We start from the raw sequence: 17,210 nt of genomic DNA on the forward strand, positions 1-17,210 counted from the left end.
TTTTTAAATATTATTTTAAGAAAGAGTGAGCGGTAGTATCTTGCTTTTCTGTTCCAGCGTCTTCAAAAATCTTTAATTGTCTGATCCAATAAACCATTGCGGCAGCACAAATAATCATAAAAATCCAGTTGATTGTATTTGCAACAAACCAAGAACTCAACTCTAACGAGCGCAAAAAGTCTAATGGAGCAAATAGAATATCAACAAATAAATATTGTATTCCTTCGAAAAATGATTTCATAATGTGTAGAATTAATTTTAGTAGTTGTTTTTGGCAACTCTGATTTGTAAAAGTTCTGATTTAGAAGAATCTTTTTGAACAAGCAGGGTTTACTTTTTAAACAAGTATTATATTTACGAACACAAAAGTATAAAATATCCGTATGATAACAAGTGTTTTTAGAAAATCTACACCGTTAAATTTTTCATTGGTCGTAATTTTAATGCTGGTTTTCTTTTTATTATTCCATTTTCAAGATTTATCTTGGACAAATTCCTTTTTTTCTATCGCACAAAAAGGGGGATTGTTCTGTATTGTTGTTGCTTCAGTTTTTATCACCGATTTTGTGGCAAAGAAAAACGGATTGAGTAAAGACAGTACCTACACGATTTTTTTTTACTTTTTGTTTCTACTTTTTTTCCCTTCAGCGCTGGATAATTTAAACTTGATTTTGTCTAATTTCTTTATTCTGTTGGCGCTTCGCCGATTGATTTCATTACAGTCTCTGAAAGCTTCCAAAGAAAAAATATTTGATGCTTCATTATGGATTTTTTTGGCTGCGTTATTTCATTTTTGGAGTATAATCTTTCTAGTGTTAGTTTTTATATCCATAATTTTTCACGTTTCTAGCGATTATAGAAACTGGATATTACCTTTTATCGCTTTTTTTATAGCAGTAATCATGTTCCTGCTTTTTGCAACGGTTTTCGATTTGAATGTCATTGAATATATTCTTAAAAGTGTACAAATCAATTTTAAGATTGACTATTTCACGAATAATTATCAAAATGGGGCTTTGTCTATTTATGCAACTGTTGCCCTGTTTTTCTTGGTTTCTATGTTTGCCACATTGTCAAGCAGACCACAATTGTTGCATACTTCTTTCAAAAAAATTATCGCCTCTTTCTTTATTGGAGTAATAATTTTTCTGATTTCTGATAATAAAAGTGATGACTTATTGCTTTTTACATTTGCGCCTTTGGCCATACTGGCAACGAGTCACATCGAAATGCCACAACTAAAATTGAAGCAGGAAATGGTACTTTTTGTGCTGATAACCTGCAGTTTATTTGCTTTTTTCAGCCAACTATAATTTTTCACCGTAGGCTAAATCTCCCGCATCTCCCAGACCGGGAACAATATAGCTGTGTTCATTAAGTTTTTCGTCTAATGAAGCGACCCAAAGATGACAGTTTTTCGGCAGATGTTCTTCCAAATGCGCGATGCCCTCTGGTGCGGCAATTACAACTGCGATATGAATTTCTTTTGGCGTTCCTTTTTCCATCAATTTATTGAAAACGCTTACAATAGATTGACCGGTGGCAAGCATGGGATCAACTAACAGCAGATTTTTGTTGTTGATGTCAGCAATGGCTTGGTATTGCACTAATATATCAAAGTAATCATCATTGTTGGGATGGTGACGGTAAGCAGATACGAAACCATTTTCGGCATTATCAAAATAATTCAGAAAACCCAAATGCAAGGGCAATCCGGCTCTTAAAACAGAACATAAAACCAATTGATCTTTAATCTCAGTCGTGTTTTTTATACCTAGCGGCGTTTGGATTTCGATACTTTTGTAATGTAGTTCTTTACTTAATTCATACGCCATTATTTCGCCAATACGTTCAATATTTCGTCGGAAACGCATGCTGTCATTGTGAACATTTACATTGCGTATCTGTCCCAAAAAATGATTTAGAATACTGTTTCCTTCCGATAAATAATGAATTTGCATGGTTGTATTTTTGTAATTAAACTTACAGTTATTTTTTTATGGTATAAAAGTATAAAAAGTATCTTTGTCTTTTAATATATAAAGATATGTTTTCAAAATTAGCGTACTCCGTATTCGAACAAAGCATCAAAGATTATCATCAATTTGATAACGTTGATCAGCCTATAAATAATCCTTTTCAGAAGGATAAATTTGAACATTTATTGTATCACAAAAACTGGATTGATACCGTTCAATGGCATTTTGAAGATATTATTCGGGATCCAAATATTGATCCTGTGGCTGCTTTAACATTGAAAAGAAGAATTGATGCTTCTAATCAGGAACGTACCGATATGGTGGAATATATTGACAGTTATTTTCTTCAAAAACACAGCCTTGTAATCGTAAAAGATAATGCAAAAATCAACTCCGAAAGTCCAGCTTGGGCTTTTGACCGATTGTCAATTTTGGCATTAAAAATTTATCACATGCAAGAAGAGGCTACTCGTGCCGAAGCTTCACAAGAGCACAGAGATAAGTGTCAGACAAAGTTGAATATTTTATTGGAGCAAAGAACAGATTTGTCAACTGCTATTGATGATTTATTAACAGACATCGAAAATGGCAATAAATTCATGAAAGTGTACAAACAAATGAAAATGTACAACGATGATGAATTGAATCCTGTTTTGTATCAAAACAAGAAGTAAAAAAGAGATTTTGAACCATTGAGGTATTAGGAAAATTAAGAAAAACTTAATGAATCTTAATACCTTAATGGTTTTTAAACGTTAATTAATTGTCAAAAAAAATCCAACATATAGCCGTCATGAGACTTTCCGCAATGGGAGATGTCGCCATGACGGTTCCTGTTTTACGTGCTTTTGTAAGCCAGCATCCCGATGTTAAAATCACAGTTATTTCCAGACCGTTTTTCAAACCTTTTTTTGAAGGAATTCCCAATCTTTCTTTTTTTGCTTTCGATGAAAAAAAACGACACAAAGGGGTTGCAGGATTGTTGCGCTTATTCCAAGATTTGAAATACCTAAACGTTGATGCTTTTGCCGATTTACACAATGTCTTGCGCTCTAAAATCGTTCGAAGCCTTTTTGCTTTAAGCGGAAAGAAAGTAGCTTCGGTGGATAAAGGAAGAACGCAAAAAAAAGCGTTGACCCAATCCGAAAACAAAGTGTTCCAGCAATTGCCAACGATGTTTGAACGACATGTAAAAGTGTTTGAACAACTCGGTTTTATAGTTGATTTATCACATCCAGTTTTTCCTGAAAAAGCAGTTCTAAATCCAGAAATTCTGACGATAATTGGAGGAACAAATAACAAACTTATAGGAATTGCTCCTTTTGCACAATACGATTCTAAAGTATATCCGTTGGATTTGATGCAGCAAGTAATTGACAAATTAGCTTTGGATACAACACATACCATTTTACTTTTTGGCGGTGGAAAAAAAGAAATTGAACTATTGAATTCACTTGCTTGCAACAAAAAAAACGTAATCAATATGGCAGGACAACTCAAATTGCAGCAAGAATTGCAGCTCATCAGTAATTTGGATGTGATGCTTTCCATGGATTCCGGGAATGCGCACATTGCGGCTATGTTGGGCGTAAAAGTAATTACGCTTTGGGGAGCTACGCATCCGTATGCGGGATTTTCGCCGTTTAATCAGGCTTTAGAAAATGCCATAGTTTCGGATAGAAAGCTATTTCCTAAATTACCAACGTCGGTGTATGGAAATAAAAAAGTTGCAGGATATGTAGATGCCATGCGAACGATTTTGCCAAAAACAATAGTTTTAAAAACAAAAAATATTCTTTTGAACCATTAAGGCATTAAGAAATTTAGGATTTAATGAAACTTAATTCTTTAATGGTTCAAGAATTCAAAGCCAAATTTTTTCATCTTGACATCGCTTCAAAACATATTTTTTTAAATTCGAAATGGTTTCCTGATAATTTGGAGCGTCATACCCAAAACGTTCGTGCTCGGCTTGTTCTTTTTCGATAGCATCGCAGCCTTTTATGACTTCTTTAAGCATATCAAGCATCGCCAATTCTTTGTTGGTTGTTTTTTGAAATTTGAATTCCACGATTTCATCTTGCAATTGCTCACAATATTCTAAAAGTTGCGCTACTTCTGGTTCGTTAAGAAGGGAAGGGTTGTTTTTGAATATTTCTCGAAAGGATTTCATATAAAAAACAGTTTACAGTCTCAGTTTAAAGCTTAGATTTCAAATCCATTCTTTCGTGAAGAATCCTTATTATTTCTATTTCTTTGACCAAAATAATTCTATAAAAAATAATGTGATGATTGGTTTTAAATCCTAAAATATCAGGTTGAATTAACACATAATTTTTCCCAAAGTTGGGATAGTTGGCTAATTCCTGACAAGCTTCTAATAGTTGTTCATAATATTTATTGGCTTGTTTTTCTGACCATTCCTCGTAAGTATACTCCCAGATTTCAGCTAAATCATTTACAGCTAAATTTGTCAAATAACAGTTAGCCATTTGCTCTTTTCTTTGCTTGTAACGATTCTAGGTGATTTTTCGGGTCAAAGTCTTTTGCAAGTCCACTATCGATTCCTTCCTGAATGGTATTTTTTAATAGTAGAACTTTATCTTCTTCTTCTTCTAGCATACGAAGACCAGCCCGAATTACCTCACTTGCATTTTGAAACCGACCTTTTGAAATACTTTTTTCGACAAAAGTTTCAAAATGATTTCCTAAAGAGACGGATGTATTCTTTCCCATGATTTTAATTTTTCACTAAAGTACCAAAATTTGGTAACAATTATAATGTTTGTTCTGAAAATTTAACTTAACATCAAAGAGAATTAATCATTTGAGCGATTCCAATTAGGATCATTACAATTCCAGCAAGATTTCCTTGCCATGTTTTTGTGTTCTTCGAAAAAAACTTGGACAAATGCAAATCTGTACTAATGTCTTTTCTCAAATATATCAAAATTACCATTCCTAAAATAATAAAGGCTATTCCCCAAAACATAGCATTCAATTTTAAGTTAATCAATGATTTCCAGTTTCTTTTAGCACAATTTTTGAGCGTTTCCTGCTGACTTTTATATATGTTTTAAGGTCATACATGGATACCCTAAATTATATGTACTACTTAACGATAATAATTTATCGAAATATCGTATGGATTTTGACCGTACTATTATTTTACTAATATACTACAAATCCCAACTTCCCTAAAACAAAAAAACTTCCCTTTTTAGAGAAGTTTTTGTTGTCATTTAAGGTTATTTCCTAAACATCATCATAATCCACATAAATGGTCGCTGAGGTAGGATGCGCTTGACAGGTAAGAATCAAACCCTCGGCAATTTCTTTATCGGTAAGGATGGAATTTTTCGTCATTTCGGCAGTTCCGGCCGTAACACGGGCCAGACAACTGCTGCATATTCCTCCTTGGCACGAATACGGAGCATCAATACCTTGCTTTAAAGCGGCATCAAGAACGGTTTGTTTTTGTGACATTTCGAAAGTCATTTCCTCGTCATCTACCATTACGGTAATTTTAGTATGACCTTCTAATGATTGTTCTATTTTATGTTCTTTGGTAGAAGAAGCAAACAATTCAAATTTTATTGCCGATTCTTTTACATTATGTTCCTTTAAAACAGCGGAAACAATATTGATCATTTCTTCCGGTCCACACAAATAGAACTTATCAAATTCCAATTCCTTGTGTTTGTTATTCAAAACAAAATTAACTGTCGATTTTTCAATTCGTCCAAACAAAGCATGTTCTACTTTGGCTTGACTGAACACATAATGTACAAAAAGACGTCCCACATGTTGCAATTGCAAATCGTGTAATTCTTGATGAAAGATGGTTTCTTCAGGCGTTTTGTTTCCGTAAACCAATACAAATGAACTTTTCGGTTCGTTTTTCAATACGGATTTTAAGATAGACATTACGGGTGTGATTCCGCTTCCCGCAACAAAAGCCGCGTAGTTTTTTTGTCGATCCGCTTGGGGATCAAAAGTGAATTTCCCTTCTGGTTTTCCTACTTCAAGAACATCGCCAGCTTTAAGTTTTGTGTTGGCAAATTGAGAGAAAGCACCGTTTTTTACCGCTTTCACTGCAATGCGCAACTCGTCACTTTCCGGAGAAGAACAGATAGAATACGCCCGGCGAATTTCGGTACCGTCAAGTGTTAATTTTAAATTGATGTATTGACCGGCAATGTAAGCGTAATCTGCTTTTAATTCCTCGGGTACGTTAAAAAGTATCGAAACAGCGTCTCTGGTTTCGCGTTTTACTTCTTTTATGATTAATTTCAGAAAGGATGACATGTGATTATTTTTTTACAAAGATAGGAAACACATTAGATTTTTTGAATTCAAAATATTTGAAAATTTTAATACCTAAAACTATTATGTATAAGAATCTTATGTATATTTGTTTTTCAAAATGAGATTACTTCGTGCCTCGCAATGATAAAAAAATGAAAAACTCACAATTATATAAAGGAAGTCTGAATACGATTATAATGAAATTGCTCGAAGAAAACGGCAAGATGTACGGGTATGAAATCACCCAAAAAGTCAAGGTGATTACCCAAGGCGAACTCAACATTACCGAAGGCGCTTTGTATCCGGCTTTGCACAAACTGGAAGCCGAAGGTTTGCTGGATGTTGAAATCGAAAAAGTGGACAACCGCATGCGTAAATATTACAAACTCACGGAAAGCGGCCAGAAAGAAACCGTAAACAGACTTTCAGAACTCGAAGATTTCATTCGAAACATGCAGAGTTTAGTGAACCCAAGTCCAAAATTAGAATTTTAAAATTTTGAAGATGAAATTAACTGTAGAACAAATAGTTCAAATAGAAGAAACATTAGTTTTAAACGGTATCGTATACGACGATATAAGGCAGGAAGTTTTAGATCATATTGCCACGGAAATACAAGTTCTGATGGATGAAAAAACACCTTCTTTTGATGAAAATTTTGAAATAGCACTGGATAAATGGTCAGAAGAATTAAAACCTGCATGTTCAATTTTCACAGGACTTAACGTTAACTATCCACAAAAAGTTTTAGACAAGAAGGTAGCAGCAATAAAAAAACAAATATTTATTGGATTTTTGATAAGTCTAATTTTTTTATTTACTTTTCTTGGTTTTTCAGCATTTTACAATCTAAAGTTACTTACTTATTATTTCCAAGTTGGGGCTCGATTTGTATTTATTACTGGATATTTATTATTGATAATAAATACAATTAGAATTTGGAATTCAAAAATAAATACATCTTTTTATCCTCAACACAAAAATAGAGTAGCTGTATACATATCTTGGATTTATCCTTTTTGTTTTATTAACACTCCAGCAGGCACTACAAACCAAATCATATTTGTTTTTACGGGTTCTCTAATGTTACTCCATCTTTTATTTAGCTCAAGATTAGCAATGAAGCATTTTAAATTTGAAAAGAAACTATCCTTTACCAAAGCATGAAACTAACCACCGAACAAATAGAATATGTATCTAATTATGTCAAATCCTTTGATATCAAGTGGTATGAATTACAAGTAGAATTTACAGATCACATGGTAAATAGTATGGAGGAAATTTGGGAGAAAGATCCGGAACTTACTTTTCATCAAGTGAAACAGTATGCTGAAGATCGTTTTGGTCGAAATGGTTTTAATGCGATTGAAGAGGATCGCACACAAATTTTAAGGAAAGAATTTAGAAAAGCGCAGTGGAATGTGATATCTGAGTATTTGAAATTCCCTAAAATTATTGTGGGTATTTTGCTTGCCCTTTTGATCTTTAAAGCATCTTTTTATTTTGATGAACCAGATAAGTTTGTTAGAAATTTATTTGGTTTATTAGCGATACTATTTATACCAGCATTCTATTCTTTTTATACAAATAGAAAAATCAAGGGAAAACGTTTTTTAGAATTGAATATTAGTCATATTACTTTCACAGGGATTTTTGGATTTATGTACTGGATAATTTATCTATTAAACTCTTGTAAGGAGTCAGTTCAAAGGCATCCAATTTTAATACTACCTTTTTGTTGTGCTTTGATATTGGGAATATTATTTTTAATGACGGGAATTCACCTTCAAAGAAAGACGATCGTGAATGTCAAAAAACAATATCAATTAATTTTATGAAGATGAAACTAACCACCGAACAAATACAATATGTATCCAATTATGTCAAATCCTTTGATATCAAGTGGTATGAATTACAAGTAGAATTTACAGATCACATGGTAAATAGTATGGAGGAAATTTGGGAGAAAGATCCAGAACTTACTTTTCATCAAGTGAAACAGTATGCTGAAGATCGTTTTGGTCGAAATGGTTTTAATGCGATTGAAGAGGATCGCACACAAATTTTAAGGAAAGAATTTAGAAAAGCGCAGTGGAATGTGATATCTGAGTATTTGAAATTCCCTAAAATTATTGTGGGTATTTTTTTAGCCTTTTTTATCTTTAAAGCATCTTTTTATTTTGATGAACCAGTTAAGTTTGTTAGAAATTTATTTGGTTTATTAGCGATACTATTTATACCAGCATTCTATTCTTTTTATACAAATAGAAAAATCAAGGGAAAACGTTTTTTAGAATTGAATATCAGTCATATTACTTTCACCGGGATTTTTGGATTTATGTACTGGATAATTTATCTATTAAACTCTTGTAAGGAGTCAGTTCAAAGGCATCCAATTTTAATATTACCTTTTTGTTGTGCTTTGATATTGGGAATATTATTTTTAATGACGGGAATTCACCTTCAAAAGAAAACAATCAAAAATGTCAAAAAACAGTACCAATTAAATTAATTTTTTGAAGATGAAACTAACTAACCACCAACTAACGATTATTGAAGAAACGCTTGTTTTAAATGGAGTTGTTTATGATGATATTAAACTAGAATTGATTGATCATATTGCTTCAGAGATAGAAGAAAAATTAAATGATGAAAAAAGTTCTTTTGAAGTTATTTTTGATGAAGTTTTAGAGAAATGGAAACCAGAATTACAGCCATCCTTTTCAGGATTAATAGGTTTTACAAACCCTAAAATAATGACTGTTAAATGTCACAAAATAGTAAAAAGGCAATTATTTACGGTAATTGCAATTTCTTCTTTGATTACACTGTCATTGATGTTGTTTGTTAGAAATTCAAACTCTGAATTAGTTATAACAAATAGTCAAGGAGTCCTGAGGTCATTTGTTTTAGTCGAATTCTGTTTGGTTATTTTGGCTTGGGGTTTAATCTGGAAATCAAAGATCCAAACAACCTACAGTTATTTGATGAAGAAAAAAAGCTTTGGTCTCATTCTATTTCTTTTTATGATTGGAATTGGTGGATTTCCAGTAAGGTTAAATCATCCAGACGCTAAAATTGCTTTTGTAACTGTTTTTTTTGCAATAACTTATGTTTTAATCACGGGAATTTACCTGCAATTGGCATACAAACACTTACAATTCAAAAAGAAACTATCTATTTCTAATGCATGAAACTACTAGCCCAACGGACAGACTTACTTTATCCACAACATATTGTTCCAATTATTCAGTAGTTTTTTAATCAATGACTATTTTTTATGGGGAGCAAATATTGTTTTTATAGTAGTAAGTATCGCACTTTTCATCATTTTTAAATTAATACCTTCCAAAACAGAATCCTATCTAAAACAAACTTATCCTGAATACAAACCACAAAATCTGTAACGTTTTCCTACTTTGACATACTTACCTTAAAACCAAAATAACCAAACTATGATTCAAAAATTCCTTTATCTCGAATGGAAAGCATTTTTTCGGTCAGCTTCCTTCGCTACAAATCTGGCTTTGAAAATCCTGATGGGTTTTGTCGCCGTTTATTTCATTTTAATCTTCCTAGCACTAGGAGTCGGAGCCTTTTATATTCTAAAGAAAATGAATTTAGACCCCATCGTAACCGTAAATCAATTCATGATTTATTATGTATTGATGGATTTAATAATCCGATTGCTGTTGCAAAAAATTCCGGTGATGAATATTCGCCCCATGTTGATTTTCCCTATAAAAAAATCCACGATTGTTCATTTCTCATTAGGAAAAACCGTTTTGTCGTTCTTCAATTTGGCGCATGGTTTTTTCCTGATTCCGTTTTGTGTTGTTTTAATTATTGAAGGCTATGATGTGCTTTCCGTAGTGCTTTGGTACACTGCGATCTTTTCTTTACTATTCAGCAACAATTTTCTAAATATTCTATTGAGTAATAAAGACAATTTATTTGCCATTTTCTTAGCAACAGCTGCTATTTTAGGAGGATTACAGTATTACGGATTCTTTAATATCACGGAGTTTACCGCGCCATTTTTCAATGCTATTTTCAATACGTATTGGGCTTTTGCCATTCCGGTTTTTGTTTTAATTGCGCTTTATTATGTTACTTTTCAGTATTTCAAAAAGAATTTATACCTCGATGCGGGATTGTCAAACAAACATGATGTTGCTAAAACAGAAGAGCTGACTTGGTTAAACCAATTTGGAACCATAGGAACCTTTTTGAAAAATGACATTAAATTAATCAAAAGAAACAAACGGTCAAAAACCACAGTAGGTCTCAGTGTCATGTTCCTCTTTTATGGTCTTCTATTTTTCACTAATAATGCTTTCTATAATCCTGTAATGCACATTTTTGCCGGGATTTTCGTTTCGGGTGGATTCTTAATTACTTTCGGACAATTTGTACCAAGTTGGGACAGCGCCTACTACCAGTTAATGATGACGCAAAACATTCCTTATAAAGGGTATTTAAGTTCGAAATGGTGGCTGATGGTGATTGCTACAGTAGTGACCACAACCATTGCGTCGTTCTATCTTTATTTTGGATGGCAGGTATATTTAACAATTATTGTGGGTGCTATTTATAACATTGGAGTCAATTCCCATTTGGTATTGCTGGGCGGCGCATACACTAAAACACCAATCGATTTAAGTTCCGGAAAAGGCGCTTTTGGCGATAAAAAAGCATTCAACATAAAAACCATGCTGATTTCGATTCCGCAATTGGCTTTGCCCGTTTTATTGTATTGGTTAGGTTCTAAATTTGGCAATGCCAATATAGGCTTAGCGCTAGTAACAGGGGCAGGAGTGATTGGTTTTGCATTCAAAGAGAAAGCATTTTCGTTAATTGAAAAAATCTATAAATCAGAGAAATACGCGACCATTGCGGCTTACAAACAAAAAGGATAATTAGCAATCACATTAACCAAATAACGAGTCAACCGATTAAACTTCAAAAAATGATACAAGTAAACAACCTTTCAAAAACATACAACGGAACAACCGTATTAAAAATAGATACTTTAGAAATAAAAAAAGGCGAAAGCTTTGGATTAGTGGGGAATAACGGAGCCGGAAAAACCACTTTTTTCAGTCTTTTATTGGACTTGATCCAGCCATCAACAGGAAATATTATCAATAATGACATTCAGGTAAACACCAGCGAAAACTGGAAACCGTTCACTGCTTCTTTCTTGGATGAAAGTTTTCTTATTGGCTACTTAACACCCGAAGAATATTTTTATTTCATTGGCGATTTACGCGGACAAAACAAAGCCGATGTCGATGCTTTATTGGCCACACATGAAGAATTTTTCAACGGAGAAATCCTTAAAAACAAGAAATATTTACGTGATTTAAGCAAAGGAAACCAGAAAAAAGTTGGCATCATCGCCACCTTAATCGGAAATCCGGAAGTCATTATTCTGGACGAACCGTTTGCCAATTTAGACCCCACGACCCAATTTCGATTAAAAAAAATTATCAAGGATTTAGCCGATAATCCGGAAGTAACCGTCCTGGTTTCCAGCCACGATTTACTGCACACCGTTGAGGTCAGCAACAGGATTGTCGCGCTGCACAAAGGCGAAGTGGTCAAAGACATTCAAACTTCAGAGGAAACCTTACAGGAATTAGAACTGTTTTTTGCTGTTTAAAATTCAACGCAACTGTCGTAGACAAAACTTTTACCGCTAATTTGCTAATTGCATTTACTAATTTGAATGTTCAGTTTGCGAATTAGCGGTTTATTTTGGGCGTAACCCTCCGTAAAAACTTCGGGTCGGGCTGTCCGCTGTATCTTTATTTTCTTAAAGAAAGAAAATAAAGGATGCCGCTTCCATTCCTTACGCAGCAGACGAATATCCAAATATAATGTCATAATTTTCACGATATCAAAAAGAAATGTATTTTTACCAGTGCATATACTAAAAAGTATATTTGGCAGTTAATTGATAAAAACGTTTTCCATTGAAAATCAATATATTTAAACCGTTATCCTTCTTGTTGTTATTTGCTTTTTTAGTAGCTTGTTCTATCAAGAGAGACACTTTTATGGCTAGGAATACGCATGCCTTAAGCACTAATTATAATATTTTATACAACGGGCAAATAGGATTGGATAAAGGAGTTCTGGCGGTAAATGCCAACAACGATGATGATTTTTGGCAACTTCTGCCGGTAGAAAAAATGCAAATTGTAGAAGATTTCACTTCCACAACAAAATCTAAAAACACCGATTTTGAATTGGCAGAAACCAAAGCTACCAAAGCCATTCAAAAACATTCGATGAACATTGGTGGTCAAGAAAAAAACAGTCAAATTGACGAAGCGTATCTGATGCTTGGAAAAGCCAGATATTACGACCAACGATTTGTTCCTGCGCTCGATGCATTCAATTATATTCTATACAAATACCCAAACAGCAGCCGAATTTATGAAGCTAAAATTTGGCGCGAAAAAACCAACATGCGTTTGGGAAATGATGCTTTGGTGATAAAAAATATCAGTAAATTATTAGAAGATCAAGATGTAAAAAAACAAGTTTTTGCAGATGCAAACGCTCTTTTAGCCGCTTCTTTTTTAAATTTAGAAGAAATAGACAGTGCCGTTGCTAAACTAAAATTAGCAATAGAATTTACGAAAGTAAATCAGCAAAGAGCCCGTTACCGTTTTGTTTTGGGACAATTGTATCAAGAATTGGGATACAAAGACAGCGCTGTTACTTCCTATCAATCCGTGATTGAAATGAACCGAAAAGCGGAGCGCAAATTTGTTATTCAAGCACATGCCAAAAAAGCGGAGTTGTTTGACTATCAATCGGGAGATTCGGTTTCTTTTGTAAAAACATTCGATAAATTGATTCAAGACCGGGAAAATCGTCCGTACAAAGATTTGATTTTTCATCAAATGGCAGTATTTCATGACAAGAAAAACAATCAGAAAACAGCATTGGATTTTTATAATGCATCGTTGAAAACCAATTCAAAAGACACCTATTTAGTAGCTTCAAATTACAGGAATTTGGGAAATCTGTATTTTAGAAATGCAGAATATCCGTCGGCAGCAAAATATTACGACAGCACTTTGGTTAAACTGAATACTAAAACAAGGGAATTTGCAAAAATCCAAAAAATAAGGAGCAACCTTGATGAGGTGATTTTGTATGAAGCGCTTGCAAAGCAAAATGACAGTATTTTAAATGTGGTTGCGATGAATCCTGCGGATCGTAAAACTTATTTTGAAAAGTACATTGTTGCGCTAAAAGAAAAAGATGAGGTTAAGCGACTTTTAGAGGAGAAAAACAAAGCGAAACAGGAAAACATAAACAGAAACAATTCGATGACTTCGATTGATCCTGCTTCAGGTCTAGAGCCGGCAAAATCAGCCCGTAAATCATCAATGGCTCCGCCTACTATTACCAGTACAGCTACACAACCGGCAGCTGGAGTTTTCTATTTTTATAATCCGACAACGGTCGCTTTTGGAAAAGTAGAATTTAAGAAAAATTGGGGCGAAAGGACTTTAAATGGCAATTGGAGAATTTCATCAGGAAATGCAAATTCATCTTTAGCTACTGCTTCGGATGAGGATAAACAATCTGTTGAAAAGGAAGCGGAACCAAATAAAATTGTGGAACAATACACCGCTGATTTTTACCTGAAACAACTTCCAACAGCGCAAATAGAATTGGACAGCATCAATAAAGAACGCAATTTTGCGTATTATCAATTGGGGATTATTTACAAGGAAAAATTCAAAGAAAATTCTTTGGCAATTGCTAAACTGGAACAATTTTTAATCAATAATCCAGAAGAAAAACTCACGCCGCCAGCGATGTACAATTTGTATAAATTATATCAAATCGCAGATGTAAATAGAGCGGCAGAAATGAAAAACAACATTTCAGCTCAATTTCCGGATTCTCGATATGCACAAATAATAAATAACACTAATCCAAATGGAATTTCTCAAAATGAAACCCCGGAAAGTGTCTATAAGAAATGGTATAAGTTATTTCAACAAGAACAATTTGTTACGGTTTTAGAAAACGCAGACGTTTTGATTAGTCAGTTTTCGGGAGATGAGATTGTATCCAAATTTGAGTTGCTTAAAGCAAATGCTATTGGTAAATTAAAGGGTTTGTCGGCGTACAAGAACGCATTGCAAGTGGTAGCGGATAATTATCCCAACAGTGAAGAAGGGAAAAATGCACAAGTTATTCTGACCGAACAAATCCCATTTTTAGAGAATATGGAATTCAAAACAACGGATTCAAACAATTGGAAAATTCTATTTCTAGTGGGTTCCCGCGACGATAAAAACACAAAAGCTTTAGAAGAAAAAATCAAATTATTCATTGCGAGTGAAAATCTTCAAAAACTATACTATTCGTATGATATTTACACGGAGAAAGAAAATTTTATTACAATTCATGGGATAAAATCACGAGTTTACTCGGATGAAATTGCATTGGTTTTGAAAGAAAATGTAAAATATAAAATGGCCGAACCAGCTATTGTGATTTCGGGCGATAACTACAAAGTGATTCAAATTAAGAAAAATCTTGAAACGTACTTAGCACCAGCAAAAAAGTAAAATATGTTTGATAAAAAACAAAAATCATACACCGATCTTTTGGGAAAAACCAATCGAATTGTGGAAGGAACAACGATAAAAGGCGACATTATATCCCAAGCTGATTTTAGATTGGACGGGAATTTAATAGGAAATTTTCAGTCGGAAGGAAAAATTGTTATTGGACCTGCGGGAAGTGTCACCGGCGATATTATCTGTAAAAATGCGGATGTCGAAGGAAAATTTGACGGAAAAATACAAGTTACTGAAGTCCTGAATGTAAAAGCGAAGGCCAGTATTCATGGCGAAGTTTCAGTAGGAAAATTATCCGTGGAACCAGGTGCTGATTTCACTGCGTCTTGCGCGATGAAAACCAATAGTAAAAATCAAATCTTGAATGATGGACAACAAAACACCAAATAAAAACAATTCTAACAAGTGGTTGGTATTTATGGGAATTCCGTTTCAAATGGGAATTGTCATTTTTGCGTTCACTTACTTTGGGATGTGGCTCGATAAAAAATATTCAGATGAAAGCTCTTCCTTTTACACTATTATTTTATCACTATTGTCCGTTTTTATAGCTCTTTACAACGTAATTCGCCAAGTTAAAAATATTAATAAAAATAACGAATGATTAAAATTTTACCGTTTTTGAAGTATTTAATACCCTTCACATTGCTCTTTTTTGTTGCACAATATTATGGAACAGCAGCCTGGAGTGCACATCATGAATTTTTTTATGCTACTTGGAGTATTTATCTTTTCCTGTTTGTTTCCACGCTTTTGATCTATTTGCTGTTGCTTTTTGTAAATTTAAATTTTCCGGATTTTACCGGTTTTGCTTTTCTGGGCACCACTTTTGTGAAAATGATGGCGGCTGTCGTTTTTTTGATTCCATTAATCCAATCAGAAGGCAGAGAAACTAATTTAGATATAGCAGCTTTTTTCATCCCTTATTTCCTATTTTTGCTTTTTGAAACCATTTTTGCAATACGATTACTAAATAAAAGATAAATTGCTTGAAAATAATGCAATACGATTGTAAAATTCATTTTTTAAAATCATCATTATAATTTTCAATTTTCAATTAAATATGTACCTTTGCAAAAAATTTTAAAAACGTAAAATCAGATACACAATTAATAATGGTAATTTCTAAAAAATCACTTCAATTCCTGTTAGTTACTTTTCTAGCGTGTATGCCGTTGGTTACTTTCGCAAATCCAACAGCGGATAGTCTTCAAAATCACACAGAAAACGCTGCTCCTGTTACAGAAGCACACGGAGAAACAGGTCATTCTGCTGAAAAAGAATTTAATGCTACGGAATTGATTAATGATCACATTGGAGATTCTCACGAATTTCACATTGCGGATTATGATGGTCATCCTATAACGTTTTATCTTCCTGTGATTTTATGGACAAACAATGGATTGGAGATTTTTTCTTCAGAACAATTTCACCATGATAATGAAGGACACCATGTTGTTGATGTTAATGGTCAAAAATTAGTTCGTTTCAACGAGGTTATTTTTTATGCGGATAAATTTGAAACCTTAACTGAAGAAGAAAGAAAAAACGGTGCTTTTGCGTTTGATGCCAGACCACTTGATTTTTCGATCACTAAGAATGTTTTCTCGATGTTGATGTCAGCTCTTGTGTTGTTCTTTTTGTTCCTTGCTGTAGCGCGTTCTTACAATAAAAATAAACTAGCACCGAAAGGAATCGCTGGATTTCTGGAGCCATTAGTAATATTCGTTAGAGATGAAATCGCGATACCTAATATTGGAACAAAAAAATACGCGAAATACATGCCGTATTTATTGACTATATTTTTCTTTATCTGGATTAATAACCTTATTGGATTGATTCCTTTTTTCCCTTTCAGTTCAAACCTTACCGGAAATATATTCTTTACATTCGTTTTGGCATTGATTACTTTTATTGTAACCTCTTTTAGTGCCAACAAAGATTATTGGAAACATATTTTTATGCCTCCAGTTCCTAAAGCGTTGTATCCTATCATGATTCCTGTAGAAATCATTGGAATGTTGACAAAACCTTTTGCATTAATGATTCGTTTATTCGCGAATATTACTGCGGGACATATAATTATATTGAGTTTAGTCTCATTGATTTTTATATTCAAATCAGTAGCCGTTGCGCCAATTTCTGGAGCTTTCGTACTGTTCATGAGTGTACTTGAAATGTTGGTTGCGGCGTTACAGGCTTATGTCTTTACGTTGTTGACAGCATTATTTATTGGTCAGGCCGTAGCAGAGCACGATCATCATTAAAGTGTGTTTTATTAATTATTAACTATATTAAATTTAGT

At 33.5% G+C, this 17,210-nt stretch carries 22 protein-coding genes; 15 read left to right on the forward strand and 7 right to left on the reverse strand.

The window, feature by feature from the left end; all coding sequences use genetic code 11:
- Positions 1–10 precede the first annotated feature (10 nt).
- Positions 11–241 (reverse strand): DUF6341 family protein, encoded by a 231-nt coding sequence (locus tag ACP7AQ_RS02290; protein ID WP_091203351.1) that lies wholly within the window; start codon positions 239–241, stop codon positions 11–13.
- Positions 242–383: 142 nt separating this feature from the next.
- Between ACP7AQ_RS02290 and ACP7AQ_RS02295 the strand changes: the two genes are divergently transcribed.
- Positions 384–1,313, forward strand: a complete 930-nt coding sequence (locus tag ACP7AQ_RS02295) for a DUF6427 family protein (protein ID WP_426094224.1) — start codon at positions 384–386, stop codon at positions 1,311–1,313.
- Here the strand turns inward: ACP7AQ_RS02295 and upp are convergent.
- Positions 1,308–1,961, reverse strand: a complete 654-nt coding sequence (upp, locus tag ACP7AQ_RS02300; RefSeq protein WP_426090578.1) for a uracil phosphoribosyltransferase — start codon at positions 1,959–1,961, stop codon at positions 1,308–1,310. The two genes, ACP7AQ_RS02295 and upp, sit on opposite strands and share 6 nt — an antisense overlap.
- Positions 1,962–2,047: 86 nt before the next feature.
- On the opposite strand from upp, the gene ACP7AQ_RS02305 reads away from it, so the two are divergent.
- On the forward strand, positions 2,048–2,653 hold the full coding sequence (locus ACP7AQ_RS02305; protein WP_426094225.1) for a DUF4254 domain-containing protein: 606 nt from the start codon (positions 2,048–2,050) through the stop codon (positions 2,651–2,653).
- Between the two features lie 119 nt (positions 2,654–2,772).
- Entirely contained in the window at positions 2,773–3,789 is a 1,017-nt protein-coding gene (locus ACP7AQ_RS02310; protein ID WP_426094301.1) for a glycosyltransferase family 9 protein, read from the forward strand.
- 54 nt (positions 3,790–3,843) lie between these two features.
- On the opposite strand, the gene ACP7AQ_RS02315 is transcribed toward ACP7AQ_RS02310, so the two are convergent.
- From ACP7AQ_RS02315 to ACP7AQ_RS02335, 5 genes are all read right to left on the reverse strand, one after another.
- Positions 3,844–4,152: a hypothetical protein gene (locus ACP7AQ_RS02315; RefSeq protein ID WP_426094226.1), complete on the reverse strand. Its 309-nt coding sequence runs from the start codon at positions 4,150–4,152 to the stop codon at positions 3,844–3,846.
- A gap of 25 nt (positions 4,153–4,177) precedes the next feature.
- Positions 4,178–4,471, reverse strand: a complete 294-nt coding sequence (locus tag ACP7AQ_RS02320; RefSeq protein ID WP_426094227.1) for a type II toxin-antitoxin system RelE/ParE family toxin — start codon at positions 4,469–4,471, stop codon at positions 4,178–4,180.
- The gene (locus ACP7AQ_RS02325; RefSeq protein WP_426094228.1) at positions 4,464–4,715 is read right to left on the reverse strand and encodes a type II toxin-antitoxin system ParD family antitoxin; all 252 of its coding nucleotides are present in this window, start codon (positions 4,713–4,715) and stop codon (positions 4,464–4,466) included. Before ACP7AQ_RS02325 ends, ACP7AQ_RS02320 begins: the two co-directional genes overlap by 8 nt.
- 73 nt (positions 4,716–4,788) lie before the next feature.
- Positions 4,789–4,971, reverse strand: coding sequence for a hypothetical protein (locus ACP7AQ_RS02330; RefSeq protein ID WP_426094229.1), 183 nt, complete (start codon positions 4,969–4,971; stop codon positions 4,789–4,791).
- A gap of 263 nt (positions 4,972–5,234) precedes the next feature.
- Positions 5,235–6,287, reverse strand: a complete 1,053-nt coding sequence (locus ACP7AQ_RS02335) for a 2Fe-2S iron-sulfur cluster-binding protein (RefSeq protein ID WP_426094230.1) — start codon at positions 6,285–6,287, stop codon at positions 5,235–5,237.
- 152 nt (positions 6,288–6,439) lie between these two features.
- Here ACP7AQ_RS02335 and ACP7AQ_RS02340 point away from each other — a divergent pair, with 152 nt between their 5' ends.
- The 12 genes from ACP7AQ_RS02340 (at position 6,440) to atpB (ending at position 17,172) form a co-directional block, all read left to right on the forward strand.
- A complete protein-coding gene (locus ACP7AQ_RS02340) occupies positions 6,440–6,781 on the forward strand; it encodes a PadR family transcriptional regulator (protein ID WP_426062455.1) in 342 nt (113 codons plus the stop codon).
- A 10-nt stretch (positions 6,782–6,791) separates the two neighbouring features.
- The gene (locus ACP7AQ_RS02345; protein WP_426094231.1) at positions 6,792–7,454 is read left to right on the forward strand and encodes a hypothetical protein; all 663 of its coding nucleotides are present in this window, start codon (positions 6,792–6,794) and stop codon (positions 7,452–7,454) included.
- Entirely contained in the window at positions 7,451–8,125 is a 675-nt protein-coding gene (locus tag ACP7AQ_RS02350) for a hypothetical protein (RefSeq protein WP_426094232.1), read from the forward strand. Before ACP7AQ_RS02345 ends, ACP7AQ_RS02350 begins: the two co-directional genes overlap by 4 nt.
- A 2-nt stretch (positions 8,126–8,127) precedes the next feature.
- A complete protein-coding gene (locus ACP7AQ_RS02355) occupies positions 8,128–8,799 on the forward strand; it encodes a hypothetical protein (protein ID WP_426094233.1) in 672 nt (223 codons plus the stop codon).
- Positions 8,800–8,809: 10 nt separating this feature from the next.
- Complete coding sequence (locus ACP7AQ_RS02360) at positions 8,810–9,481, forward strand: hypothetical protein (RefSeq protein WP_426094234.1); 672 nt, start codon at positions 8,810–8,812, stop codon at positions 9,479–9,481.
- 261 nt (positions 9,482–9,742) lie between these two features.
- Positions 9,743–11,206 carry a DUF5687 family protein gene (locus ACP7AQ_RS02365; RefSeq protein ID WP_426094235.1) on the forward strand — a complete coding sequence of 488 codons (1,464 nt, stop codon included), beginning with the start codon at positions 9,743–9,745 and terminating at the stop codon, positions 11,204–11,206.
- A 50-nt stretch (positions 11,207–11,256) separates the two neighbouring features.
- Positions 11,257–11,952 (forward strand): ABC transporter ATP-binding protein, encoded by a 696-nt coding sequence (locus ACP7AQ_RS02370; protein WP_426094236.1) that lies wholly within the window; start codon positions 11,257–11,259, stop codon positions 11,950–11,952.
- Positions 11,953–12,265: 313 nt separating this feature from the next.
- A complete protein-coding gene (locus tag ACP7AQ_RS02375; protein ID WP_426094237.1) occupies positions 12,266–14,893 on the forward strand; it encodes a tetratricopeptide repeat protein in 2,628 nt (875 codons plus the stop codon).
- A 3-nt stretch (positions 14,894–14,896) separates the two neighbouring features.
- Positions 14,897–15,295, forward strand: coding sequence for a bactofilin family protein (locus ACP7AQ_RS02380; RefSeq protein ID WP_426094238.1), 399 nt, complete (start codon positions 14,897–14,899; stop codon positions 15,293–15,295).
- The gene (locus ACP7AQ_RS02385; protein WP_091203367.1) at positions 15,270–15,509 is read left to right on the forward strand and encodes an AtpZ/AtpI family protein; all 240 of its coding nucleotides are present in this window, start codon (positions 15,270–15,272) and stop codon (positions 15,507–15,509) included. The genes ACP7AQ_RS02380 and ACP7AQ_RS02385 overlap by 26 nt, the downstream gene beginning before the upstream one ends.
- Positions 15,506–15,889 (forward strand): hypothetical protein, encoded by a 384-nt coding sequence (locus tag ACP7AQ_RS02390; RefSeq protein ID WP_426094239.1) that lies wholly within the window; start codon positions 15,506–15,508, stop codon positions 15,887–15,889. The genes ACP7AQ_RS02385 and ACP7AQ_RS02390 overlap by 4 nt, the downstream gene beginning before the upstream one ends.
- A 131-nt stretch (positions 15,890–16,020) precedes the next feature.
- Positions 16,021–17,172, forward strand: coding sequence for a F0F1 ATP synthase subunit A (gene atpB / locus ACP7AQ_RS02395; protein WP_426094240.1), 1,152 nt, complete (start codon positions 16,021–16,023; stop codon positions 17,170–17,172).
- Positions 17,173–17,210 lie beyond the last annotated feature (38 nt).

The sequence above is a fragment of the Flavobacterium sp. DSR2-3-3 genome (assembly GCF_049896585.1).
Lineage (GTDB): Bacteria > Bacteroidota > Bacteroidia > Flavobacteriales > Flavobacteriaceae > Flavobacterium.